Origin of the sequence: Paenibacillus sp. PsM32, from assembly GCF_030433815.1 — a bacterium.
In the GTDB taxonomy this organism is placed as follows: Bacteria; Bacillota; Bacilli; order Paenibacillales; family Paenibacillaceae; genus Saccharibacillus; species Saccharibacillus kyungheensis.
The window spans coordinates 1,164,532-1,190,092 of sequence record NZ_JARUWY010000001.1; the positions used below are offsets into that span (position 1 = coordinate 1,164,532).

The following is a 25,561-nucleotide window of genomic DNA, read 5'->3' on the forward strand; positions in this document are numbered from 1 at the left end:
TGATGCTTCGTTTATATCGTTTTTCAAAGCTATAACACATCATGGACATTCAATATAAAAGACATCATTTTAACCATACAATCTTTGTTTATACATGCAATCAACCTAAATAAAAATAGACCGAAGAAAAGGTATCTCTACCCGTTCTTCGGCCTAATTACAGCGCATTATCATGTCTGAATCATTACCGATCATTCTTATTTATATCTAGTCATACTCAGTAAATATAAGTAAACGATGATCAAGACCCACATTCTAATCGACACTAATATCTATAACCAGCTTATTAAACCATTGATCTTAGATGCGTATTTTCGGAGTCAGTTGTTCATCATTTAATGTGCTTGTTTGTGTATTATTTTTATCATATCTCACTATTTTTCTCAAGCAATACGGTTATACCCTTTCGAAAAATAGAGTTACTCTAGATGTATATATTATCAACAGATGCTCAGCATACTATTTAAATAGCAGGCATCACATTTCCCCCGGTTACTGGAATATACGCTCCTGTAATATAACTAGCAAGATCAGAAGCCAAAAAAGCGACTACATTAGCAATTTCCTGATCTGTTCCTCTGCGTTGCAAAGGGACATGCTGAATATAGGCACTATCTTGTCGATCAGAGCTGTCTATTCCTAGATCACGCTCACTTAATGTCCAACCGGGTACAACTTGATTCACTGTAATCTGGTGTTCCCCTATTTCTTTTGCCAGAATACGATAAATTCCATCCATTCCACGTTTACCAGCGACATAAGCGGATTGTGTAGGTTCATTTTGCATCGCACATTCGGTATTGATTCCTATCATTCTTCCATATTGTTGCTGGATCATATGAGGAACAAATACTTTGGATAGATGAACAGCCTGAAGAACAGTAGTCTGAAATTGATCTACATAATCCTGCATATTCTGTTCCAATATAGATGTCCACTCATATTGAGAAACAGCATTACCTACAACAATATCAGGCATCTTGAAATTTGTCGATAATGTATCACGCATTTCTATCACATCTGCTAATTGCCCTATATCCGCCTGAATAATAAACACAGAACGTCCTAATTGCCCTAGTTCTTGTTGCAATACAAGAGCTTGTTCCTGATTACGAAAATAGTGAAGTATCACATCAGCACCACTCTGAGCCAGTGTACGTGCCATTACTCTTCCTAGCTGACCTGTAGCTCCTGTGACTAAGGCTGTTTTACCATTCAAATCAATAGCAATCATAAGATGCCTCCATCTATTGTTGTGTGGATCGATATAGATAATAGAGAGTAAGAATATTCAAATATGATATAGATTTGACAAAATTATAGTATAAAAATAGTAACAAGTCCAAATGCAATCTGTAATGTAGCAAAAAATATAGTATATAATTACTTTATTTGGTAAAATAACTAAAGTTATAAAGATACTGAATACAAGGTAATGAGGTGAATACAGGTTACGCGTAGATTGGAATCATTTGTATACATAGCGATATATACTAGGAGGAATATAGTTGAAAACGATCGTCAAACTAACTTTATGTAGTACTTTGTTGATGGGTAGTCTGGTTACACCTGCTTTATCTTGGACATCTTCAGTTGCTCAAGCTGCTACCAGTGGTGGAGTGAGTATTATGTTAGATGGATATGCTTTGCCTTTTCCAGTTCAACCTGTAGCTATTAAAGGAACAACGATGGTTCCGTTCCGTGCTATCTCTGAAGCACTTGGTATTGATGTTCAATGGAACCAAACTTCCAAAACGATTACAGCTACTAAAAAAGAAGCTTCAACTACCAAAAAAGTAATTTTAACTATGGGAAGTACCCAAGCAACAGTCGATAGCAAAAACGTTACATTGGCTCTGGCACCACAGACGATTAGCAACAATACGATGATTCCGCTTAGCTTTTTCAGTCAGCAATTTGGAGCAGGTGTGAAATGGGATCAAGCTTCCAAAACAGTCTCGATCACTTCACCACAAGAAGATTTATACACGATGGGATTTTACGCTTTATCTTCGTATGATGAGCGTGCGATGATTCCTGATTTTGATACGATGGCATTTGGTTGGAGTCGAATTGATCTAAATGGTAAATTCACGATTGCGGATACAGGCAAAGAATATCGCTGGCCTCAATCTGCTGGAGCCGATACACCGGAATCGATTATTCAGAATACCGCTACACAAGGCACTTCTCCTTATCTCATGGTCTATGCTGTTGATGGACATGGAGAATTAACTAAGAATTTGGAAAATCCAACATTACAACAACAAACGATCAAAGGTATTGTCGATACAGCTACTCAAAAAGGATTTAAAGGAATAGTACTTGATTTTGAAGGATTAGGATTAACTGGAGACAAGCTTCAAGCGCAAAAAGACTATAATGCATTTATCCAAAATATAGCCACTCAAGCTCATCAAAAAAATCTTAAATTAACTGTAGTGCTCCACCCGCTTAACAGCTCGTATCAAGGTTACGATTATCGCACATTAGGCACGCTAGCAGACGATATTATTATTATGGCGTATGCATATGATAAAGAGAAAAGCCCTGAACCGCTTGCCAAAGTCGATGAAGCAATCACTTTAGCATTAAAACAGATCAATAAAAACAAACTTATTCTAGGTATCTCATTAGGTAGTGAAAATGCAGATTCCATCAATTCCAAAATCGGTCTAGCGAAGCGCTACGATCTAAAAGGCATCTCAATCTGGAGACTCGGTATTGTAGGCCAAGCCGCATGGAATAGTATGCACGAGTCTGTTGAATTTAAATAAGCTAACAAGTAAATATAATGAAAAAAAGCTCTTTCCTATTGATGTGGGAGAGAGCTTTTTTATGTATGTGTTACATCAAAATCTCTTTTTCTAGCATTCTAATTTTTAAATCTAGTAAATTCATATACAATAATTCTATTTTTTATCATACAAACTCTAAAACAATAATGTTTAATCCGGTACCTCTGTCAAATCGTATATTTCTAACAAATGTGTATTCGCCTGTCTTGCCCATATTTCAACTTCACTTGCTTTTTTCAATTCACTAATATTTATTTCTTCGCGCAATTGAGTAAATTTAAGAGAAGGATCAGCATTAAAATTATTAGTTATTTTAAAGAAATGCGAATTTTTAGTGACTGCAATGATTTGATCATTATCAAGTTGTATAGAATAAAGAACTTTTTCTCCATCAATAGAAGAATTTTCTTTGTTAATGCTAACTATCTTTCCTTTATAAAATTGCTGTTCCGCAGAGGGTGTGTTAGAAGATAACAAATTAGGAACAACTTTATAAAGATAGCCAATAACTGCAATCAGTATGATTCCTATAATGACCCATAATATTAACTTTTTTCTGTTCAAATGCATATCCTCCTTTGATTCATTATTTATACTAACGAAATAATTTCCTAAAAGTTCCAAATCAAAGAAGCAGATCGATCCATAAGGAAACGATACTGCTTCTTTGTTTTTATCTTGTTATTGTTTTCTCCATCTAGCGATACTCCAGACGATCAGCGATAACAGCATAAAGACTCCACCGGATAGACTCACAGCACTCCAACCGCCGATTTTCCACATATAGCTACTCACCGAAGAACCGATCGCTCCACCTACAAATGTACTGACCATCAGTACCGTATTCAGGCGACTGCGAGCACTATCATTGAGCGCATAGATTCGAGCCTGATTGGAGACTTGGGCTCCTTGTACGCCTAGATCCAATAATACGATTCCGATCATCAGACCGATCAATGTACCCCCTAACCAGCCGAAAAAGGCAAATGAAATCAATGTCACCACAATCATCGCGCCGATAATCCATTTGGGTTGTATTCGATCCGCAATGCGTCCAACAATAGGAGCACCTAATGCACCGACGACACCAACCAATCCGAACAGCCCTGCAATCTGGCTACTATAATGATAAGGTTCTCCTTCTAGATAGAAGCTAAGCGATGTCCAGAATACACTAAAGGAAGCAAAATTGAGCGCTCCGATCAATGCCCCTTCACGCAACACCGCATACTGCCGGATCAATCCACCAATAGATATTAACAACTCAGAGTATGTTGATTTCATCAACGGTTCTACATGTGGTAATTTGCGTCGTAACACTAGAAATAAGACAAACATCATTATCGCCGCTATCCCGTACATCCAGCGCCAACCCCATGTCCCGCCGATCAATCCTGAGATCGTTCGAGCGAGCAAAATACCGAATAACAATCCACTCATGACTGTACCGATCACTTTGCCCCGCTGTTCCGGTGTAGCCAATTGCGCGGAAAAAGGAACTAAAATCTGTGGAACTACCGTTGTCAGTCCTATCGCAAAACTGGCAATATACATCCAAACAATATGAGTGGAAGCCGCCGCACCTAATAGCGAAATCGTAACCAAAATAAGCAGTGTTGAGATCAGCTTACGTCGCTCTCTAATATCTCCCAATGGGACAAATAACAACATGCCAAGTGCATATCCAATCTGTGTAAAAGTAGAAATATACCCTGCTTTATCACGACTAATTCCGAAGGAAGTCGCCATATCTGCAAGCAGTGGCTGATTATAATATAAGTTAGCAACAGCTAACCCTGAAGCAATCGCCATGATCCACAGTAGACTCTGGCGTAGAACAAATGGCTGTGACTGTTCTGTATTCATACACGACTCCTTTATATTCATTTGGGCTTTATGATTATACACTACAATTCAAATTATGATATTCAAAATTTGGTATATACCTGCAAATAAAAAAACTATATTCCGATCACTTTATCGACAAAGTGATCTAAATATAGTTCTGACCTATCTATATATGATGAAGCTATTCAAGTTATTGCTGAATTAGATGGTGGTTACAGGAACATTTACTTTTTCACCTGCGCGATCAGCAGATAATATTTCCGCTTCCACCAGTTGTACCGATATCAGTGTACTTTCAGGTGTAGCTTGCGACATCGGTTGACCATCTAACAATCGTTCTACAAAATAACGTAACTGACGATAATATCCCATATCTGATGATAATGGAGCGGTATATCCTTCGCTATCATTAGGATTCACCTGTACACTCCCTTGCTCAAATACAAGATTACCGTGTTCCAAATTCACACGATACGTCATCGCAAATCCATAATCCCCTTGTAGTGTCCAATCTGCTTGAGCATTGATCACTTTGCCATCTGGATATATATAATTAGTCGATACAATATCATACCCACTACCCGGTACAACATTACGTGCTAACGAAGACACCGCTTCGGGTACACCGAATATCCATTGAATAATATCGACATCATGAATATGCATATCAAGCATCGCTCCACCACTGCGCTCTTTTTGGACAAACCAACCTTTAGGCGTCTCTCCACCGCGAAAAAAAGAACCGCTGATCACCTGACCCAATGTCTGATTCATCACTATTTCTCGCAAATATTCATATGCTGGCCAGAAGCGTAGACATTGCCCGATCATCAACTGCTTTTGGTGAGCTTGTGCCGCTTCCACCATCTGTTGCCCGGCAGATGCGCTTATAGCCATCGGCTTTTCACAAAACACATTATATCCACGAGAGAGCAGATCACAAGCGATAGGAGCATGTAAGTATGTTGGTAATGTAAGATCGATAACGTCTAACTGCTCGTGCAACAGCATCGTTTCCAGATTGTCGTACAAATGATACGCAGATAGATCAATTTCGGTAGTATCTGTATCTGTCGCTATATTTCCGGTTACTCTTGTATGCTGTAACTCTTCAATTCGCACATCACAGATCGCTACTAATTGCACATCTAATCCTTCTTTTGCCAGACGAATATAATTTTCTAAATGCATATGCCCCATAAATCCAAATCCCACTAATCCTACTTTTACCATTGTAGATGCCTCCCTTATCCCAAAATACTATCCATAGCATGCGACGTGTTATAAATTAACTGATTCGAATAGTATTTGTAAGCTGGAATCATCTCCGCAGTGACATAGTTGGTATAGCCAATCTCGCGCAGAGCATTAACAACAGCCGGATAATTCACATCACCTGCTAACAAATCTACAAAACCTGCTAGCCCACCTACCTCACGGCGATAATCTTTAAAATGTACTTTTTTGATTCGCTCTCCTAAAATACGAATCCAATGCTCGGGATAACCGGAGTAGACTACATTACCCACGTCAAAATAAGCACCGACATACGCTGAGTGGATATCATCTAAAAAAGATTTCATTTCAAGAGGTGAAAGTAAAAACTTATTCCATACATTTTCGATTCCGATATGCACACCAACTGATTGCGCTTCTGTAGATAATTGGCTTATCGCTTCTAAGGCGCGTTCATATGCAAGATCATAAGCAACGACAGGGTAATCAGGGATAAAATCGACACCGACACCTCCGGGAATCACTAGAATCGCATCCACTTCTAGTGCGGCGGCTACTTCTAATTGTTTACGGCAGATATCGATCGCATGCTGACGGATCTTCTGATCGTCACTGGTCATCGAATATTCCCAGTATAGCCCTGTAGCTAATCCACTAATCTCTAATCCTTGATCGATAACAGTGTTACGAATTGCAATCAGCTCTGATTCAGAACTGTCTAATGCCAGTTCACCTTCTGCTTGTAACGATAATTCGATTCCAGCAAATCCGGCATCACTTGCGATACTGGCACATTCTGCGATACTATAGTTGTCTGCAAATGACCAGATATTAATTCCTTTTTTCACAAAACCGCCTCCTATAGATATAGATTCCGTATAACATTTCAAAGTGATAAATAGATTGATCTATCGCTTAATTAACGTTATTCTATCAGCAATAAAATGAAATAGATTTAGGAAAAGGAGAGATTTTTTTGGACAATTCCGGTTTATTTTCTTTAGAAAAGTATCGCAAGCAACGTCTTGCTCCTATAGAACAATGGTCTCCTAATATTCATTACGCACAGTATCAGAAGTTACCTACAGGTACATTGAACAAACGAATGATTTATGACTTTGAACTGTTATATGTACGCAAAGGAGAAGCTGTAACTCATGTAGCAGAGCAACGTATTGTGATTCCGACAGGGCATTTATTGTTTATTCCAGCAGGGGTATATCACCGCAATGAAGTCACTTCTACCCCTAGTGCACAATTTATAGGGATTCACTTTGACTTTTTCCATGAGCTTCATATTGTGCGTGAAGAAGATTTAATCGTACATCCACACAAAATTACCGAAAGTAAATTTGCTACTGAAGCGATAGCAGAAGGATTTGCTCCTTTATCTACCCGTTGGTTATATATCCCTACTCCATCATGTGTACAATTAATCGAACAACTGGTGCATGAATTTACGATGCGTTCTCCAGGTTATTTACTTATCTGCAAAGCAATCTTGTTACAGATTCTAGGTCTACTGCTACGCTCTCAAAAATCGTACCATCACACCAACCAACCTGTGCATGGAGATCGTATTTTGGAAATGATGAATACGATCGAACAGCATCCCGAGAATCATTGGAATAATCGTCTATTAGCTGAAGAACTCAATATGAATGAAGATCATATGATCAAAGTATTTAAAAAGATGGCAGGTATGCCTCCGGGCGAATATATTCAAATGCTCCGTCATCGTGAAGCAAGGCGATTATTACAAGAGACAGACGCATCGATTGAAGAAATTGGACGACAAGTAGGTTATGCCGATATCCATTATTTCAGCCGTATTTTCCGTAAAAGTGAAGGCATTCCTCCGCGTGCTTATCGTAAGCTATCGCGTATCTTGTAATGCGCAATCCTATAATCCTTATTCGTATCTTATGCTATGTACAGTTGGATCGATTAATACACTCTAGTTGCCTTCTTCTAAATAGAAGCAAATAAAAAAACGACTATCTACTAAGATAGTCGTTGTCTTACATCATACTTATACCTATTATAAGAGCGGCATCGTTATACTGCTTCTATACAATAGTGTATCTATGAGTTTATGTCTGTAATGATTTATATCAATAACCAACCTTAATGCTATCATTCTCTACAGCTATTCCTTGAGATACAGTCAGCGATAGGCGTTGCTCTTCTGAGAAACCTATTGTCTCGCCTTGTTCTAATGAGACATTATAACTAATAACATAGTCGACCACCATCATCGTAAATTCAAATACCTCACTTAACGAATGTTCGGAATGAATCACTTCGATCTCGTATTTGCCAAAACGTTCAAGCCCTCTTGTATAAGAACAACGACCTTGTTCATTTTGATACAATCCGATAAATACCCATAATTGTACAGGTAGTTCTCCTTCTTTGAGCATTTGTGCACTTTCTACATAACTTTCAGCAGATACGACCATCGGAGCCATATGAAAAGCTAATGCTTCGTTGAGCTGCATCATGCTACTGACTACTTGTGTAAATAACAAATGCCCTGCAATTGGATTAGGTGCACCGGATACACTGACAATAACATGAGAACGATGAGTAGCTACCACTTGCTCTGCTTCTGGCCACAACAAATTATATTTACAGCATTCTTCCACTTCACGGTTAGGTATCGGTGCAGGCATATGAGCGACCACCACCTGCATTCCTTCTACTTCAAATAAGATATTTTCTTCATTAGGTTGATTTTCAATCGTAATTTCAGCATCTTTATGTAGATTATCAATAAATGATGACCAATCACAGGTCTCACTGCTTAGTAATGCAAACCCGAGTACCATCGGTACTTCTTGTTGATCAGGTATGGCTGTTGGCATAGGAACAATATGATCGTATGCTGACGTTGAAGTTGATTCTTCTTTAGGTTTACGAAATTTATCAAAAATCCCCATGATATCATTCTCCTTCATTGATCGTATAATTATAATGATTTGTAAAAATAAACCTGTGCATATTGTAGCAGGAATATGAGTAACATTCACTTGTATTCCTTAATTTGATATTCGCTGACGGTCTGTAATATAAAAAAAAGAAGAGCACTTTGCTCTTCTTTTCGGGTAACACTTCAATCCATTTTATAAGCTACAATTATTCAGCGTTCTCAAAAGCTGCTTCTACTTGTGGAATAATATCATCCCAGCTTGCATCAGGTAATTTACTTATCGTTACAAAATCACGCATCCCAAAAATATTATCAACACCGTCGATACTGATCAATGCGTTTGCTAATGGATGGTCTGTGCTATCTCCTGCTTTAAGCGAAGTACTAGCTGGACCTTCAAAAATATGTTGATTGGCATTGATTTTGACCGCGTTCGGGTTAGGTGTGTTCTGGATACTCATTTCGATAGCCATAGGGTAATTCCTCCTGATAGTTGGATTAGGGAGTAGATGTTAGTGCTGATCGGATGATCTTACTTGGTATCGTAAGATTCCCATTTTGCTTTTAACCAGTTGTCGAACTCTTCGCCTTTTTCGCCTTCATACGTGTTATAGATATCCGCACGCATTTTGTGCAATTTCACTTTGAAATCTTCAAAGCTATGGTCTTTCGGCAAGCTCTTTTTGATACGAATTAATGTTTTAGTTAATCCTTTGAACAATTCAGGCTTGGTTTTGGATGGTTGTTGCACATCTTGTCCCAGACCTCGCAATTGCTTGTAGGCTGCATCTTGAACAGCGTATACTGGATCATTATTCATCATATGCGTAAGCAGATCAATAATCGGCTGATGGTTGTATTGTCCTAATTCATTGACAGCGTTTAGACGCTCCTGCCAATTGGATTTGCGGTGAGCCGCTTTTTTTAATTCTTCATAATTTTCTGGTAATTCAAATGACGTACTTTCGAACTGTGATTCTTCTGTCAAAACATTCAATCCCCTTCTATTTTCAAATCCCGTTACTCTTTATTATAATTCAGCTTCTATAGCGATTGAAAGACATTTCGCTGAAAATAACAGTTAATCTGTACTTTTAGTGGTAGGTGTAGACTTGGAATTGCCTTTTTTGTCTTTGTCTGCTCTGGTTGCATAAGGTTTAGGTGCACTTTTGGTTTTTTTAGCGCTAGCTTGCCAGCGATTCCAACCTTTTTTCCCCGTCCCGCGACCTGTTCCACCTTTGCTTTTTGCATTAGCCAAAATATCACTCCGTTAGATGTAATACATAAATCTGCCTGTGCATACAGACATCCCTATGCTTCTTTAGTCTATTGTAACAAACCCTGCCACATATCACCAACTGGAAAAACAATAGTTACTTATGTTAAATTGGATATTGATATGTTGAGGTCGATATTACAGGCTACGGATAGGAGATATAAAGTAATGCGAAAAATAGGTTTGTTGATTTATTTAATTCCTTTAGTCGTGATCAGCATTATTGCGTGGAATGATTATGCGGGTGGAATAGAAGAAGCACGAAACAATCCGGCTGCTGTACATAACGTCTTTTATTTGGATAAAGGTCAAAAATTAATCAGTATTGCGGATGGCGAACAAGGTCTGCAAGGGATGATCTATAATACCAGCAATCATCAACTGGAAAATGATATTCCTCTTGCCTCCAATATATTCAAAGACATCGCTGCCGCTTATCAGAATAAGCAATTGATTGTTGCAACAAAAGATGATAATGATAGGTTATCTGTCCATGCGATCGATGCAACAGGCAATAGTAAAGAACTCAGCAATCATTCGATTATTATCGATGATTATTTGAGAAACAGTACATATATGTGGCGCAACCGTCTTGTATTGGTCAATGATGGTTGGACAAAGCAGAGTAAAGCAGGGCTCTCAGAAATACAGAATGGACAACTGCACTCGATAGACCTAAGTGACAGTTCTGTCTTACCTGCTAGACCGACGAATATAGATAACACTCATAATAGCTTTGAAAGTGATGTAGCGATTCCGATGCTGGTGGCTACGCTGAAAGATGGGCGTTCTGCTTATATCAGTGGCATTTTGGATAAGCAACATCGCCCTGCTGTATATGTTCCTCAGGCTGATTTAGTTGGCTATGAAGCAGAAGAGCAAGCTGAGCAACAATTTGTACAACATTTCCAAGCAGACCCTACCCGTTTGTTACAAGTAGAAAACGATTATCCAAAGCAAGTACGTTTTTATAATCAAACGACAGATCAATTAGGCGCATTACTTCCTACTCCCCAACCTGTCTATCAAGCCCAGATATTGTTGCTTAATGATGAGGAAGCACTGGTAACCGGTTCGACAACCAAAGATGAAGCAGATGGCAAATTAATCGGTTATATCTATAATGAAAAAACTAAACAATTTACAGATATCTCTCCACTGCTTACGAACAAAACATACGATCAGATTACGAAAGATAATTTCACCTTTTATAAAGAAAATACAACTACACCACTGTATTATTCAGAGACCGATAATTCCGCAGGTTGGTTCAATCCACAAGATGGTTCTATCTCTCAGATCACCAACGCTGAAGTCGAGCAATGGCAAGCAAGTGATCCTGCTAAGCAAAAGTCATGGCAAGGATTTCTGGCGTATCTTTTGGAAGGCGGGCCGATTGTATTCAATTTAATTATCTGGTTGATTATCCCTTTTCTTTTGTTAGTCATTCCGTTCGTAATTCACTTCATGTTGCGTAGACGCAAAACCAAACAGCTCCAAAAAGGAGTAGTGACTCAAGCGACTATTATAGCTCGTGCTGAAACGGGAACGTTTATTAATGAACAGCCTCAAGTACGATTTACAGTGCAATTTGAAGATGAAGGTGTATTACGCAAAGTAAATATCAAAAAAGTCGTTTCTTATTTACAGATGCCTTCTATAGGTGACTCAGCGATGATTAGCTATGATCGCCGTAAGCAGACTGCTATTTTTTTAACAACCGAAGATGTTCCGGCGCAACCTCAATCTCACGTATTGTACAATGCAGTCCTGCAAAAAATAGATACGTATGAGCAAGTCAATCGTGGACAAGCTTTGTTGTTACATTTTGAGTTGGATGGTCAGACTTACTCTGTTCCGGTAGTACAACCAAATGGATTCCAATACCGTCTATGGGACAAAGCCAATCTGATCCAAATTGCAGGTATGACACGTCTACTCAGTTATGGCGTATTGACTGACCTCAACAAAAAAGACGAACTCACTTTACAAGGTGAAATTATATCGATTCAACCTTTTGCTGTGCAAATTCATCAGCGTCAATTGATGCTCATGGAAGTACTGGTATCCCAAAACAATCAACGCATTCAGAAAGTGAGCAGTCAATTTGTACCGTCACAATTAGCATTGTCTGTCGGTAATCAACTTCCTGTTACTGTAAAACAACATGAATTCCAGCGTGATCTCCGTCTGATGCAAGGCAAACAAGGGAGCGCCAAAGTCATCGCTGTTGAATTTAACGGCACTACCGGAGAGCGTCCACTTGCACGTATTACTGTTCAGCGTGGTGATGCAGAGTATGTATTGGAACAATCGATCGAACCTGTATACGGTGTCGAAGTAGATGATGAATTATGGATTGCTTATGATGAACAGACACGCGAAGCGATGATTGTAAAGTATGCTTCGATGTAGATCGAATATAGCTAGAGTTGAGCTAAATAGAGCATACACAACAAAAAACCTTCTTATCTGCATCGGCAGAGTGGGAAGGTTTTTTGTTTTTATATAATTTTAACTAAACGTAGCAAAATAAGCTCTGGACAAAAGTAATAATAAGAACATTATAATACTCCCTGCAATATAACCGGATAGCCCAGAAGCACCTTCTTTTTTGAGAAATATGCCACCTATACTCATTATCAACAACCCAAGTGAAGGAATCCCTACAATAAAAGCTAAAATAACTCCATCAAGAAAAAGTATATGTTGAAAATGATCTGTATGTATTAAAATCATAGCCACAAAACATACTATATTTATAATAGCAACGACTGCCCATATTCCTTTAAACCATTTCATCATTATGTATACCTCTATTCGTTGAAATAGATATCATTGATTTACGATTCTACTTTAAACATATTGCTTATTTTAGCAGTTGTCTCATGTTTGATATCCATCGAATGATAAACTATTTTATCAAGTCCATCCAAAATAAGCTTTAGATAAAAACAACATAGCTATCATTACTAAACTACCTATCACATACCCTGTCACTCCTTTAGCTCCTTCTTTTTTCAGAAACAATCCACCTGTTGTCGTTCCTAACAAAAGTACAGCAGGACTTGCGATGATCAATGCTAATAGAATTCCACTAATAGGAAAACCATGTGCGAAATAATGACTCACTTGAATAAACATAAATACAACAGATGCTACATGAAATACTGCTACAACTCCCCACAACCACTTAAACCAAAGTCTCATAGTGTATTTCCCGATTCATTAAACAAAAATTGTTTATTTATTACATATATTTTTACTCATAATTAATTTCGCTCTCTTGTACTATTTGATAGAATTTTCTTGCTAGATATTAACAATAAAAGTATATTTAGGGATTTATATTTTTTTTTTAGTAAGTATATATTGATTAGAGTGAGTAGTTTTCTGGATCTTCATCACTAAAATCGATCCCTTAACCAGTATCAATACTGCTTGCACAATTGCTTTTAGTTTCTTTGCCTATATGTAATTTTAAGATATAGCCTTATATTTTCATTCATTCAAAATAGATTTAACAATTTACGAATTTCTATTTACTCAAGTAGATAGTAGATTTAATTCTAAAGTTAATATAATAAAGATGATCCCTTAATTAAAAAGATCATCTTTATTATCAATCAATTGATTCTTTTCGAAGTGCCTTCAGAAATATTAATCAAAAATTTTTTTGATGGCATTCCTAATTCTTTTTTTGTAGATAACTCGTAATAATTTAAATTGGATGTAGATTTAATTACCGTCCAACTCCAATCGTTTGATCCTTCAGTTCTTCCATCAGATTCACTCATATTAATATCAATAGGAATATACTTTTCTTCTTTAGTTTTTACATTTTTAAAATGTAACTGTTCATACGAATTATATTGTCCTGTATTAATTAAAATCAATTGATATTCATATCTTCCATCTGGTGTTTTCTTAAGAGGATCACTATAAGAATAAGGATATAACCATCCTCTAGTATCTACTCCAAGAAAATTTTGATAAGAGCAAAACAAAAGTGAAAATATTAATACTATACCAATTACATATACAGACATATCAAAAATAACTTTTCTCTTCTTAATTAAAATTCTTAAAGAAATTATACATAAAACAATAGATGAGGTTCCATATACTGATAATGTTATAAAACTTACTAAATCCATAGAACGATTAAAATTTGCAGTACCTCCAATAATTAACCATAAAATAGAAGAAAAATTAAAAATCAAAACTAAAATCCATATACTCTTAAATAGTAGTTTCAACTATTTCACCTCATCCTTAAAATTTTATTTTAAAAGAGGTCTAATATATTGTTTCCAGACATCAATATTAGAATGCATGGCAGAATGTTTTGCAATACTTCCAGATCTTTCAGTTTTAGAATATTTCACTTCAACATTCTGGGTATAATCATTCTCATAAGTTCTTGTATTAGTCGCAAAGGCTGTTCGTATATTGCCACCATTTATTTGTATAGAATCATAATTATTGTATACATGAATATGCTGAATTACACCTGTCTGTAACTGATATTCCTTCCTTACTGGAGTCGCAATAGTAATCAATGTTGTTACATAAATGCCTTTCTTAAGTCTAGATAAATTATTTGTTACTCCTATAGCCACATTTCCACCATGACTATGTCCAATTAATCTAACAGGATTATTTTCATTTCTAGAAATATCTCTCCATTCTTTAATCCTACTAGTCCATTTATCTGCACCCTCTGCTCGAGCCTCAACGCTATTCCCGCCACTCCAGTCAGCAAGATGTATATCTTCACCAGGGAAAACTGTTTTTAAATAATTTATAAACCCAGCAGTCCAAGTTTCGCTGGTACCACCCATACCCAATACTTTTGTACCATGGAATAACCAAACATCAGTACCATTAGGATCTGTATAAAGCAAAGGATTATTATGAACATAAGTATAACTATTTAGACTAAGTGGATTATTCACTTGTCCTTCATACGTATCCTCATTTAAGAAACGACCTATGGCTGGATCATAATATCTTGTATTCAAATGGTATAATCCGGTTTCTGCATCTTGATACTCTCCACTATATTTAAACGGATTATATGTTTTTTCTTGCTCAGTTGTTAGATTGCCAAATTCATCATATTCATAACTATTAGCTACTGTTCCATTATCATACAATAATCCTATAACATCACCATGACCATTATACAAATAATAGCTCAATGTATTACTGCCTGGCTTTTTCTTCAAAAGAACACGATTTTCTTGACCACGAATATATTCTGTATAATCTGTTCCTTTCGCTTCAAAAATCACTTTGCTATTATCGTCATTAATATATTTATAAGCAGTAGTAGTTTTAACACCTTTAGAATCAGTAGTGATTACTTGTTTCTGATATCTTGACCCATCAGGCGCATACCGGAAAGAAGTTGATGTTTGATTTTGATCTACTGTATCTAACTTGTTAAGCGCGTTATAACTATAATTCATATTTTTAAGACTTTCTAATAATCTTTCTTCTGTTAAGCGTGTATCTTCTAATGTTATACGGTTACCACGTAAATCATAAGTATAACTTGATACAATTTTTCCATTTTGAGAGATACTAGATAAGCGATTTAATCCATCATAATCGTAATTTGTAACTACATCTGATTTTCCTTGACGTCTTTCAGTTGCTTTGACAATATTACCGTTTGTATCATAGTCATACAATGAAGCAGATAATTCCACGCTATCCAAACTATTAATGGTAGTCAATACACGATTTAATGCATCATACGTATAATTGGTTTGGAGAACTTTACCATTAGTCATGGTTGGATAAACTATTGATTTCACTTTTCCTTGTGGTGTATACGTATATTTAATATTTTTAGCAGTACCATTTAGTACAACACTAGAAAGCTGTTGTTTTGCATCATAGGAGTAGTTCTGTTGTGTTCCAATTGTAGATGTGCCTGCTTGATAATTAGTTTGACTATTTTCTAGTTGTCCCCATGTATTATATTTTAGATTAATTGTTCCAACATAATCATTAGAACTAGTATACGAATATAAACGAGTTGGACGCTTTAAAGAATCTACAGTTGTTTGCTGTCCAATTTTAGGCAATCCTGTTGTTTGCATAGTCGCTTGGTCTGTTAAAATATTTCCTTTACCAAATGTGTATTGGTATTCCATCGTCTGCGCTTTCGGAGAAGTCATTGTCTTCTTGTATGAAAGGACTTGACCACGTTCATCATACGTATAATTAGTAAACGACCCGTTACGATCTGTATTTGATTGTAATCTCCCTAATGTATCGTACTTATTTTGTGTTTTTTGGTCAGCTGGATCAGTTTTACTTAAAAGCATAGCTGACTCATTAAATTCTTTGCTATAAATAATTGGTGTCGATGCTCCTAAATCATTTTTGAGACTGATGTGAATTAGCTGATTGTTTCCATCATATTGATAGCTAGTAGTCTCATTCATTGCATTTTTCAAACTATTTAGTCGGTTTAAACGATCATATCGATAACTGTTTGTAACACCTTCATTATTCTTATTACCTTTAGGGTCAGTATAAGTTAATACATTTCCAGCAATATCATAAGTATAAAATTCCTGAATTGGATCACTTTTGGCTGCGGCATTCTGATATGCAGAAGTAAGTACTAAATTTCCCCATTGGTCCATTTGTTGTTCTACTGCGTTAACTCTATTGCCATTAGCATCCATTACATAAAGAGATTTACGATATTGTGAATTTTGATTATCATTTTCTGTAATATTTCCTAAAGCATCTTTAGTTTGTTTCGTTTCGCCCCAAGGATCATAAGTAATAGATATATCTGTTACTGGCACATTTACGACTTGTAAAGTGGCTCCGCCATTGGCATATTCATATACTGCACGTTGTTGCTGAACCGGACGTAATTGATCATCGTTAATATAACGAACCATTTGTACAAGTGGTACTGTTCTTTCTTTACGTGGATCAATAGTATATTGAACAACCACATTACCGAAACCATTATACAATTGTATATTTTGATTCATTATTGTTTCTTTCCCAGTAGATTTCTGAGTATAACTACGCCAAGTCACAGCAGATTGCGCAGCAATGGCTGGACTACCATCTTGAGTTTCAACAAAAGCATTATTATACTTATATGAATCTTCCATATTATAAATTTCACCATCAGCATTTGTGATTAATGGATATTGTATACTAGTTACGCGATCCATTACATCATAGGTATAAGAGGTGGTTTTTCCTTCAGTATCTTTCTGCTGGGCAATCAAACCATTACTAACATTATACGTATAACTGTTTTCCGTTTGCTTCACTTCACCATTTGTTGAAGAACGAAAAGATTCGCTTACTTTGGATGGTAAAGAATATCCAGTTTCATTACTATAATCAGTCACTTTTTTAGTTCTCATACCACTGCTTATAGAACGTTCTTCTATCATCTGACTAATAGCCCCAGATTGCTCAGATGTACCAGTATAACTATAAGTGGTCTCTTGATCATTAGAATCTATTTTAGATTGTGGTCTACCATCATTTGTATAATTATAACGTTCGATCAACTGCACATTATCTTGTTGATACGTTATCCTAGTAGATGGTAAATTATAATTAGGTTCGTACGTAAATGTTGTAGAATGTGTACGTTTAAAATTCACATCATTAAATTGTCCCTCAGTCAATGGCATAGTAGTAGCTACTACATTTCCCAAATTATCATATTGATTTTCAGTAAATAAAGTATTACTACCAAAGTTATCTTTCATAGTAGAAGATACTTTTAATGGAGTGAATTTAAACTCATTATGATAAGCAAGAACAGAATCAGTTTTGATATCTCCATTACTTGCAATCGTTTCTGTCGTTAGACGTTGTCCTTTACCATTAAAAGTTGTAATTACTTTCATCCCATTACTCGACGTATTGCTTTGTGAAGTTGCTGTAGAAGAATAATGATATTCTTCAGGTAAATTATCAGGATCTCGATAATCTGGATATCCCGTATAATCACCATTATGTGTATAATTCATTTGATTAAGTCTTATTCCAGAGCCACCATTTTGTTGCTTATATTCATCCCATCTTGACATAACTGGAAATTTTCCAATCATTCCATTAACACCAAGATTTCTAAAAGTTTCAGAATTGTATTCGTAATTTGTTTTTGAACGAGGATAATCTACTGTTTGCAATAGAAAATCTGAATTTAATCCCATTTTAGTTCCGTACTCTTTTGCTTCATAATTGAAATGCTCAATAGCATTTTTATAATTAAATACTATATTCTCTAAATATTCACGTTGTCCTGAAACATTATCATTAATGTAAGATAAAGTATTTAGGGTGGAACCACTATAAGTTTCTTTCTTTTTATAGATAAATGTTTGCTTTTGTTGTTTCATTTCTAGCTTATTCTTTTGATTTCCATTCCGATCAATAACAGAAATCATAATAGAAGTATCAACATCACTACCTAAAGTCCCTTGATAGTTAAACACCAATTTACGTCCAGTAGTATCAGTAATTTGTGAAAAGGTATTTGCATCCTGATTGTATTCAAATGTTATTTTATTACCAAAGCGATCAACAATACCTAACAAACGTCCTCGATCATCAAAATATTCACGTTTTTTATCAGAATGTTCTAAATAGGATGTTGATGTTGATTGACCATTATTAAAACTTGCATTATTATCCTTCATAAACTTCATTAATCGACCTTGATAATTTACTAAGTGAGTAGTTGCCTCTGCACCTGTAGTAGCGTCTAAACTAATTTGGTAGACTGCTCCCTGACCATCATGATAATATTGATAACTTCCTTCTGATTGAACAGATGGAAATTGATAAGACCAACCAATTCCTAATTTGTAACGTTCAAGTAGATAATTAGGTACTCTCCACAAGTCATTTCCTGCATCTGAAGATTCCATACGAACAGGACACTCATACCCTAGAATAGGAATTTCGGGACAGCCTCCATCTGGAGTATGCCATACGTAAAAGTTACCAGTAGCAGCTCCAAATACACTTGCTTGATTAGATTGATACATTAATCCAAGATTCAAATCCAAACCATCGCGACCCGGATAATTTAGAGCACTATATTTTAATGTTAAAGCACCAGTGACAGGATCAATGACCTCACTACTTCCTTGACGATCTGAATACTGTTCTTTTTGGGTTTGATTAATTTGCTGTTGTCCAATCAATCCACGATAAAAAGCAGCTTTTTGCTGATCTTGATCATCATTTCCATTTGAAGATGCAACTGCCATTGTACTCATTTCTTGTGGCTGAATAGAAGAGATATATGTATCTTGATGAACATTAAAACTCATTCCATTTGAACCTGGCTTCAAATCTTGACTTGGTTTAAGAATATATGGAGAAGAAGCTGAATTATAAATATCTTTTGTTACTGATTTATTATTTTCAGCATTATTTAATATCCATTGGTTCCATGTTAATTTGCTTAATTTCTTCTCCTTCAAAATTGATAAAGGATCAATAGCTTTTTTTTGAGCTAATATATGTAACTCGTATATATCTCTTTCATTTGCGCCGTACAACATTAATTCTTCAACTTGTTTGTTTGTTAAAGCAGATTTAGCAACATACGGCTTAATCCAATTTTCATCTTCAATGGCTTCTTTATTCTCGTGATTCGTAAAAGATTGAATACCTAACTTACTTTTTCCAATAATAGAGGGTGATGTTTTAGATTGGTATACATCAGCTATAACTTTATCTAAATCGATAGGGCTTGAAGGTAATATTTCAGGCTCCCTAAAATTATTTTTAATTATTGTCACTCCGGGTAAACTCGGTGTATTTCCCGAGATTCTATTACTAGAAGTAGCTGCAAATACAGAAGGTGTTAATGAATTACTAAAAGATGAAGTCAAAAAAACAACTGCTAAGATTACAGCAGTTATCATACGTAACGGTTTATACATAGCTTTTCTTTATCCCCTTTAAATTCAATGTTAAATTTAATTTATAGATTTAAATAAATGTTTAATATTTTTTTTAGAACATATTAATATCGAGGCTATTAAGAAAATTGATTCCATTATGATTGTTTTCAATCATGTTGCATCTTTATGTATCTTCTTTAATATACCTTTTCTTAAAGATCTAATTATTTAAGTTACCAAAATAATTATTTGGTAATTATTACTGACCTTTTTAACAAATTCCCATTTTTATCATACGTAAATGTAATTTTGTACTTTGAAAAGCTAATTGTAATTAGACGTCCGCTGTTATCATATTCATAAATTTTAGAAGCTGCAGCTTCTAGTAATGACGGATTTTCAATTACACCAACAGTAAGTAGACTAGCAACAATAACGATACGCATAAAAAAACCAACTTTAATTCTCATTATTTTTTTCTTCATTATATATATCTCCTTTCTGCATAATAATTCATAACAAATGTAATTATATCCACAAATATTGTAAATGTCTGTCACTTCTTGTCATGTTATTATGGGTATTTTGTCACTTTATGTAATTGTAAAATAAGAAAATAGTATATAAGCATATGATATATAATTCATATCTTTATATACTATTTTTTTAACAATAGATATGTAACTTTTAGCTCATTTATTTAGTTTATTTGTCTTAATTAGTTATTTGAAAGGTTCCACCTTTTCGATACCGACTTGCTCCACAATCTCGTTAATTCGCTTCATATATTCTGTACTTTCTTGCTCTACTTTCTCATCTGTATAAGGAGGTTGAGCGCCTAATTCTTTGATTTTAAAAAGCTTCATCACATACAATATCCGTTGCTCACATTCCATAGAGGTATCATTTTTCTTGATAGCTGCATCTATCGTTTGGGTACTTAGCGTTTCTCCTTTGACGAACCGGGCTTGCACATTATGTTTAACTTTTACTACCGCTTCTTCGCCAGTATTGAGCGCATCTTCTATCAATTGCATCGATTGATCATACACAGCTTGCTGTTCTTCTTCACGAGCGATACGGGCTTGAAGAACCAGTGCATGTTCTACCCATGTCCAGTAATCATAATTTTCTTCAAAAGGAATTTGTGATAGCTCCTCTAGTAACTCTTTGATCTGTGGCTTCTGATCGCTTTGAGTGATATATAAGAGATAACTTAATTTCACCAATGCCGCCAGATACGCTTTTTGGGTCTTTTTATATTTGGCTGGAATCTGTTCTATGTATGAATGTAGTTCGGCTTTCTTTTCGATACGGGTAAATACTTCTTTTAATTGCATCGTAATCTCCTCCATCTGAAATATAGCTTTATTATATTCTAGTTGCTTCCACTTCTTCATGATCTTAACATAAAGCCACAACCTTTTCTCGAAACAATGTGAGAAGGTTGTGGCTCTATTGGTTGTTATATTTGCTAATTACCGTTGTATGATCTAAAGATAGTATACCTGATCCAGTGGAAAATTATACTTTGCAGAAAGCGATCAATTGTTGTAATTCTTCTGCTAACTGTGATAGATGACGAGCAGATGAAGCTACATCTTCCATCGTAGATAACTGTTCTTCACTAGCAGCATTCATTTCATCAATACCCGCAGAACCTTGCTGTGATAGTGCACTTAAATGTTCCATCGCTTCGGCCACTTTTTGAGTCTCTTGAGTGGCATTATTAATTAACGTATTTGTTGAATTGGTTTGTTGGACAGTCGTATTAATAGATTGCTGAATCGCTTCAAATGCAACTGTGACCCGTTGTCCTCCATCAATACTAGCTTGAACACTGTGTACAGAACCTTTTGCTTTGTCGACAGCACTTTGACTTTCTTGTTGTACATCTTTGATCAAGCTAGTAATTGTAGTGGAAGAGCTAGCTGAACTTTCAGCCAGTTTACGGATTTCATCAGCAACTACTGCAAATCCTCGTCCAGCATCACCTGCACGCGCCGCTTCGATAGAAGCGTTAAGTGCTAATAGATTGGTTTGTTGAGCGATCTGCTGAATAGCGGAAGAAGCAAATCCAATCTGCTCTGATTTCGCATTTAGATTCGTAAGAACATTTAATGTGGAATGAATATCGCTTGATAATTGTTCAATACGATTGGTAATATCTCGTACTTCATCAATTCCTTTTTCAGCAGTTTGTTGCATGTTTTCGGTCATTTCGCCCACTTGTTGGCTCGTATGAGAGATTTGATCCATCTGACGTGCCATCCCATTTACCGAATCTGTCACTTGAATAACTGTTTGGGTCTGGGAGGTAAAGCCAGTTGCTAATTCGCCAGAAGACGTAGCAATATGAGAAGAAGCCTGTGCTGTTTGCTCTGCACTAGCGGTTAACTCTTCCGAAGATGCAGACAGCGTCATTGCACTTTCATCTACACTTTTAATAATTTTACGCATACTTGCTATAAGCGTATTAAAAGCGGTAGCCACCTGACCAATTTCATCTTTTGCCTGGTAATCTGCTACTGTTGTAAGATCCCCTTGAGCCGCTTGATTCATCAATTGTTGAACTTTACGTAATGGACGAGAAATAAGTAATGCAATCCATAAGCCGACCAACAAAGACACGAGCAATCCAATAATAATAAAAGTAATCATAACTATAGTAGACCGACTATACGTATTATCAGCTGTAACTTTACTTTGATTGGCTTCATTTACCATACTGGTACGCAAAGTATCTAAATATTTATTCAAAGTAATACGTGTATTTTCTAAATCAGTGTAATTTGACTGAGCAGTCGTAAGATCGCCTGCACCTACTGCATCTAAAATATTCTGCCGAGCGTCTGAAAATGCTACATTTGTTTCTGTAAGATTGGCTAAATTTTGCTGATTTTCAGGACTAAGAGTCGTTTGTTTAAGCAATTCGTATTGTTTGCCTGTATCCGAAGCTGTTGTAGCCACTTCTTTTATCAATGTTTCTCTTTCCGTCATATCTGTTGTACGCGTAAGTATTAATAGGCGTTTGGCATTGTTACTATAATTAATAATAATCTGATCCATAGCCATCACAGGTTTCATATTTTTCTCGTACATATCTGTTGCAATATTAGACATTTGTTTTGTTGAAGTCGTACCGTTAAAGCCTAAAGCAAGCAATAATAGTAGATTAATAATAATTAAAATTACAATTTTGGTACGAACACTTAGATTCTTCATATTCAATAAACCCCTCTGAAAGTTTTTTAGTTTTTATTAGTAGTAATGCCTGATTGTGTATTACTTCATATCACCAACCTCTATCTATGATGTTTATCTAATTAGGATTTTGAGGTATATCGTTATTCAAACTAATGACTTAGCAGCTTAAATTTTGATCAATTAAGACTTTAGCAATACATTAGCTTCAAATTTAACTATAGTTATATGTCGGTAGTACTAATTTAAATATGTATAGCAAATCCACCATTTGTTGTAAAAAATATTATTTTGTCGTTTATTGACGAATAAAAGCACAAAAAAACTCCTTAATCATAAGGAGTTTTTTTGTATTTTTATATTTTATATTTTATAGATTAACTATTGAATTTAAACCATCACTTTACAAATATCGTTCGTAAATTCTACTGGATCTTGTACTGGCAGACCTTCAATTAACAAGGCTTGATTGTATAACAAGTTTGTATACAGGTTCAGCTTATCTTTATCATTTTCCAGTGCATTTTTAAGTGATTGGAAAACATCATGATTAACGTTGATTTCCAGTACTTTATCTGCTTTTACGCCGCCACCATCTGGCATCGCTTGAAGGATTTTTTCCATTTCAATCGATAGTTCGCCTTCTGTAGACAAGCAGACAGGATGTGATCTTAGACGTTTGGATGCTTTAACATTAGATACTTTACCTGCCAAAGTTGCTTTCATCGCTTCAAACAAATCTTTATTTTCGTTTTCTTCTGCTTCTGTCGTTTGATCTTTTTCGTCTGGCTCGATACCTAGATCGCCACTAGAAACAGATTTGAATGCTTTGTCTTTGTACGTATTGATCATTTTGATAGCAAATTCATCGATATCGTCGGTAAAGTATAGAATTTCATATCCTTTATCAGATACCATTTCTGTTTGCGGTAATTTCTCTATACGTTCGATCGATTCACCTGCTGCATAGTAGATGAACTTCTGATCTTCTGGCATTCTGGATACATATTCATCGAGTGTCACTAATTTTTTCTCATGTGAAGAAGCGAACAATAGAATATCTTGTAGGTCTTCTTTGTGCATACCGTATTCGTTGTACACACCGAATTTTAATTGTCTGCCAAATGATTGGTAGAACTTCTCATAGTTCTCACGCTCATCTTTAAGCATCGACTGCAATTGACCTTTAATTTTGTTTTTAATATTTTTAGCGATTAACTTCAATTGACGATCATGCTGTAGCATTTCGCGTGAGATATTTAGAGACAGGTCTTCAGAGTCGACCATCCCTTTCACAAAGCTAAAGTAATCTGGTAATAGATCGCTACATTTATCCATAATCAATACGCCATTAGAGTACAATTCTAGACCTTTTTCATACTCTTTCGTGTAATAATCAAACGGTGTATTTTCAGGAATAAATAGAATAGCATTATAGACCACTGCACCATCTGCGCTAATATGCACATGTTTTAGCGGTTTATCGAAGCCATACCGTTTTTCGTTATAAAAGTTCTCATAATCAGCATCGGTTAATTCGCTTTTGTTTTTGCGCCAGATCGGAATCATGCTATTTACTGTTTGCTCTTCGGTATATTCTACATATTCTGGCTCTGCATTTTCGTCTGCGTTATCATTTTCAACAGGACGACTACCACTGATATCCATTTTGATTGGATAACGGATAAAGTCAGAATACTTTTTGATGATCGCTTTCAAACGATATTCTTCCAAATATTCATCGTATTGATCATCTTCTGTATTTTCTTTGATTTTGAGTGTAATGATTGTACCTACTGTATCTTTCTCTGTTGGAGTAATAGAATAGCCCTCTGTACCTTCAGAATGCCATTGGAACGCTTGATCGCTTCCTAGTGCCTTACTAATTACAGTCACTTCATCTGCCACCATAAATGCCGCATAGAAGCCTACACCGAATTGACCGATAATATTGTGACCATCTTTTGCTTCATTTTCTTTTTTGAAAGCAAGCGAGCCACTTTTTGCAATAATCCCTAGATTATTTTCAAGGTCTTCCTCAGTCATACCAATCCCTGTATCTGCAATCGTTAACGTTCTAGCCGCTTTGTCCGCAGAGACTTTGATATAATAATCTTCTTTGTGGAATGTTAACGAATCATCTGTTAATGCTTTATAGTAAATTTTATCAATCGCATCACTTGCATTGGAGATTAATTCGCGCAAAAAGATTTCCTTTTGCGTATAGATCGAGTTAATCATCATTTCTAATAATCGTTTGGATTCCGCTTTAAATTGCTTGGTAGTCATGAAAAGTAAGTCTCCCTTCGATTCTGCTTTTTTTAGCACTCAGGCAATACGAGTG

The 25,561-nt window shown here is 35.8% G+C and carries 20 protein-coding genes; 3 read left to right on the forward strand and 17 right to left on the reverse strand.

From position 1 onward, the window contains the following. Positions 1–463: 463 nt before the first annotated feature. Positions 464–1,234: an SDR family NAD(P)-dependent oxidoreductase gene (locus tag QCD85_RS05185; RefSeq protein WP_301261848.1), complete on the reverse strand. Its 771-nt coding sequence runs from the start codon at positions 1,232–1,234 to the stop codon at positions 464–466. Between the two features lie 274 nt (positions 1,235–1,508). Between QCD85_RS05185 and QCD85_RS05190 the strand changes: the two genes are divergently transcribed. Continuing rightward, positions 1,509–2,777 carry a stalk domain-containing protein gene (locus QCD85_RS05190; RefSeq protein ID WP_441005598.1) on the forward strand — a complete coding sequence of 423 codons (1,269 nt, stop codon included), beginning with the start codon at positions 1,509–1,511 and terminating at the stop codon, positions 2,775–2,777. A gap of 171 nt (positions 2,778–2,948) precedes the next feature. Here the strand turns inward: QCD85_RS05190 and QCD85_RS05195 are convergent, their stop codons facing one another. The 4 genes from QCD85_RS05195 to QCD85_RS05210 form a co-directional block, all read right to left on the reverse strand. Continuing rightward, on the reverse strand, positions 2,949–3,362 hold the full coding sequence (locus tag QCD85_RS05195; RefSeq protein ID WP_301261849.1) for a hypothetical protein: 414 nt from the start codon (positions 3,360–3,362) through the stop codon (positions 2,949–2,951). A gap of 117 nt (positions 3,363–3,479) precedes the next feature. Continuing rightward, on the reverse strand, positions 3,480–4,664 hold the full coding sequence (locus tag QCD85_RS05200) for an MFS transporter (protein ID WP_273614974.1): 1,185 nt from the start codon (positions 4,662–4,664) through the stop codon (positions 3,480–3,482). A gap of 183 nt (positions 4,665–4,847) precedes the next feature. Continuing rightward, on the reverse strand, positions 4,848–5,879 hold the full coding sequence (locus tag QCD85_RS05205) for a Gfo/Idh/MocA family protein (protein ID WP_301261850.1): 1,032 nt from the start codon (positions 5,877–5,879) through the stop codon (positions 4,848–4,850). 14 nt (positions 5,880–5,893) lie between these two features. Continuing rightward, positions 5,894–6,730, reverse strand: coding sequence for a sugar phosphate isomerase/epimerase family protein (locus QCD85_RS05210; protein ID WP_301261851.1), 837 nt, complete (start codon positions 6,728–6,730; stop codon positions 5,894–5,896). A 128-nt stretch (positions 6,731–6,858) separates the two neighbouring features. Between QCD85_RS05210 and QCD85_RS05215 the strand changes: the two genes are divergently transcribed. After that, a complete protein-coding gene (locus tag QCD85_RS05215) occupies positions 6,859–7,776 on the forward strand; it encodes an AraC family transcriptional regulator (RefSeq protein WP_274170894.1) in 918 nt (305 codons plus the stop codon). Positions 7,777–7,996: 220 nt separating this feature from the next. Here the strand turns inward: QCD85_RS05215 and QCD85_RS05220 are convergent, their stop codons facing one another. From QCD85_RS05220 to QCD85_RS05235, 4 genes are all read right to left on the reverse strand, one after another. Then, complete coding sequence (locus tag QCD85_RS05220; protein WP_301261852.1) at positions 7,997–8,824, reverse strand: DUF4261 domain-containing protein; 828 nt, start codon at positions 8,822–8,824, stop codon at positions 7,997–7,999. Between the two features lie 196 nt (positions 8,825–9,020). After that, entirely contained in the window at positions 9,021–9,287 is a 267-nt protein-coding gene (locus tag QCD85_RS05225) for a NifU N-terminal domain-containing protein (protein ID WP_301261853.1), read from the reverse strand. 59 nt (positions 9,288–9,346) lie between these two features. Next, on the reverse strand, positions 9,347–9,802 hold the full coding sequence (locus QCD85_RS05230) for a HEAT repeat domain-containing protein (RefSeq protein ID WP_273614969.1): 456 nt from the start codon (positions 9,800–9,802) through the stop codon (positions 9,347–9,349). A gap of 93 nt (positions 9,803–9,895) precedes the next feature. Beyond that, the gene (locus QCD85_RS05235) at positions 9,896–10,072 is read right to left on the reverse strand and encodes a DUF3934 family protein (protein WP_069326814.1); all 177 of its coding nucleotides are present in this window, start codon (positions 10,070–10,072) and stop codon (positions 9,896–9,898) included. A 186-nt stretch (positions 10,073–10,258) separates the two neighbouring features. Between QCD85_RS05235 and QCD85_RS05240 the strand changes: the two genes are divergently transcribed. After that, a complete protein-coding gene (locus QCD85_RS05240; protein ID WP_301261854.1) occupies positions 10,259–12,505 on the forward strand; it encodes a hypothetical protein in 2,247 nt (748 codons plus the stop codon). A gap of 99 nt (positions 12,506–12,604) precedes the next feature. Here QCD85_RS05240 and QCD85_RS05245 read toward each other — a convergent pair whose 3' ends face one another. The 8 genes from QCD85_RS05245 to htpG all read right to left on the reverse strand — a co-directional run bounded on the left by QCD85_RS05245 (position 12,605) and on the right by htpG (position 25,506). Beyond that, positions 12,605–12,895, reverse strand: coding sequence for a hypothetical protein (locus QCD85_RS05245; protein WP_301261855.1), 291 nt, complete (start codon positions 12,893–12,895; stop codon positions 12,605–12,607). 117 nt (positions 12,896–13,012) lie between these two features. Beyond that, the gene (locus QCD85_RS05250; protein ID WP_301261856.1) at positions 13,013–13,300 is read right to left on the reverse strand and encodes a hypothetical protein; all 288 of its coding nucleotides are present in this window, start codon (positions 13,298–13,300) and stop codon (positions 13,013–13,015) included. Between the two features lie 416 nt (positions 13,301–13,716). Next, positions 13,717–14,349, reverse strand: coding sequence for a hypothetical protein (locus tag QCD85_RS05255; RefSeq protein WP_301261857.1), 633 nt, complete (start codon positions 14,347–14,349; stop codon positions 13,717–13,719). A 24-nt stretch (positions 14,350–14,373) separates the two neighbouring features. After that, the gene (locus QCD85_RS05260; protein WP_301261858.1) at positions 14,374–20,052 is read right to left on the reverse strand and encodes an RHS repeat domain-containing protein; all 5,679 of its coding nucleotides are present in this window, start codon (positions 20,050–20,052) and stop codon (positions 14,374–14,376) included. A 206-nt stretch (positions 20,053–20,258) separates the two neighbouring features. Continuing rightward, positions 20,259–20,498 (reverse strand): hypothetical protein, encoded by a 240-nt coding sequence (locus tag QCD85_RS05265; protein ID WP_301261859.1) that lies wholly within the window; start codon positions 20,496–20,498, stop codon positions 20,259–20,261. A 237-nt stretch (positions 20,499–20,735) separates the two neighbouring features. Next, on the reverse strand, positions 20,736–21,353 hold the full coding sequence (locus QCD85_RS05270; RefSeq protein WP_301261860.1) for a DUF6707 family protein: 618 nt from the start codon (positions 21,351–21,353) through the stop codon (positions 20,736–20,738). A 184-nt stretch (positions 21,354–21,537) separates the two neighbouring features. After that, positions 21,538–23,238: a methyl-accepting chemotaxis protein gene (locus QCD85_RS05275; RefSeq protein WP_301261861.1), complete on the reverse strand. Its 1,701-nt coding sequence runs from the start codon at positions 23,236–23,238 to the stop codon at positions 21,538–21,540. A 369-nt stretch (positions 23,239–23,607) separates the two neighbouring features. Then, positions 23,608–25,506, reverse strand: a complete 1,899-nt coding sequence (htpG, locus tag QCD85_RS05280) for a molecular chaperone HtpG (RefSeq protein WP_273614961.1) — start codon at positions 25,504–25,506, stop codon at positions 23,608–23,610. Between the last annotated feature and the right edge of the window lie 55 nt (positions 25,507–25,561).

What these genes read in the sequence shown, in the direction of transcription:
- QCD85_RS05220 (WP_301261852.1), bottom strand. Translation starts at nt 8,824, where the DNA reads ATGGGGATTTTTGATAAATTTCGTAAACCTAAAGAAGAATCAACTTCA.
- QCD85_RS05225 (WP_301261853.1), bottom strand. Translation starts at nt 9,287, where the DNA reads ATGGCTATCGAAATGAGTATCCAGAACACACCTAACCCGAACGCGGTC.
- htpG (WP_273614961.1), bottom strand. Translation starts at nt 25,506, where the DNA reads ATGACTACCAAGCAATTTAAAGCGGAATCCAAACGATTATTAGAAATG.
- QCD85_RS05185 (WP_301261848.1), bottom strand. Translation starts at nt 1,234, where the DNA reads ATGATTGCTATTGATTTGAATGGTAAAACAGCCTTAGTCACAGGAGCT.
- QCD85_RS05265 (WP_301261859.1), bottom strand. Translation starts at nt 20,498, where the DNA reads ATGAAGAAAAAAATAATGAGAATTAAAGTTGGTTTTTTTATGCGTATC.
- QCD85_RS05205 (WP_301261850.1), bottom strand. Translation starts at nt 5,879, where the DNA reads ATGGTAAAAGTAGGATTAGTGGGATTTGGATTTATGGGGCATATGCAT.
- QCD85_RS05270 (WP_301261860.1), bottom strand. Translation starts at nt 21,353, where the DNA reads ATGCAATTAAAAGAAGTATTTACCCGTATCGAAAAGAAAGCCGAACTA.
- QCD85_RS05245 (WP_301261855.1), bottom strand. Translation starts at nt 12,895, where the DNA reads ATGATGAAATGGTTTAAAGGAATATGGGCAGTCGTTGCTATTATAAAT.
- QCD85_RS05240 (WP_301261854.1), top strand. Translation starts at nt 10,259, where the DNA reads ATGCGAAAAATAGGTTTGTTGATTTATTTAATTCCTTTAGTCGTGATC.
- QCD85_RS05250 (WP_301261856.1), bottom strand. Translation starts at nt 13,300, where the DNA reads ATGAGACTTTGGTTTAAGTGGTTGTGGGGAGTTGTAGCAGTATTTCAT.
- QCD85_RS05260 (WP_301261858.1), bottom strand. Translation starts at nt 20,052, where the DNA reads ATGTATAAACCGTTACGTATGATAACTGCTGTAATCTTAGCAGTTGTT.
- QCD85_RS05200 (WP_273614974.1), bottom strand. Translation starts at nt 4,664, where the DNA reads ATGAATACAGAACAGTCACAGCCATTTGTTCTACGCCAGAGTCTACTG.
- QCD85_RS05275 (WP_301261861.1), bottom strand. Translation starts at nt 23,238, where the DNA reads ATGAAGAATCTAAGTGTTCGTACCAAAATTGTAATTTTAATTATTATT.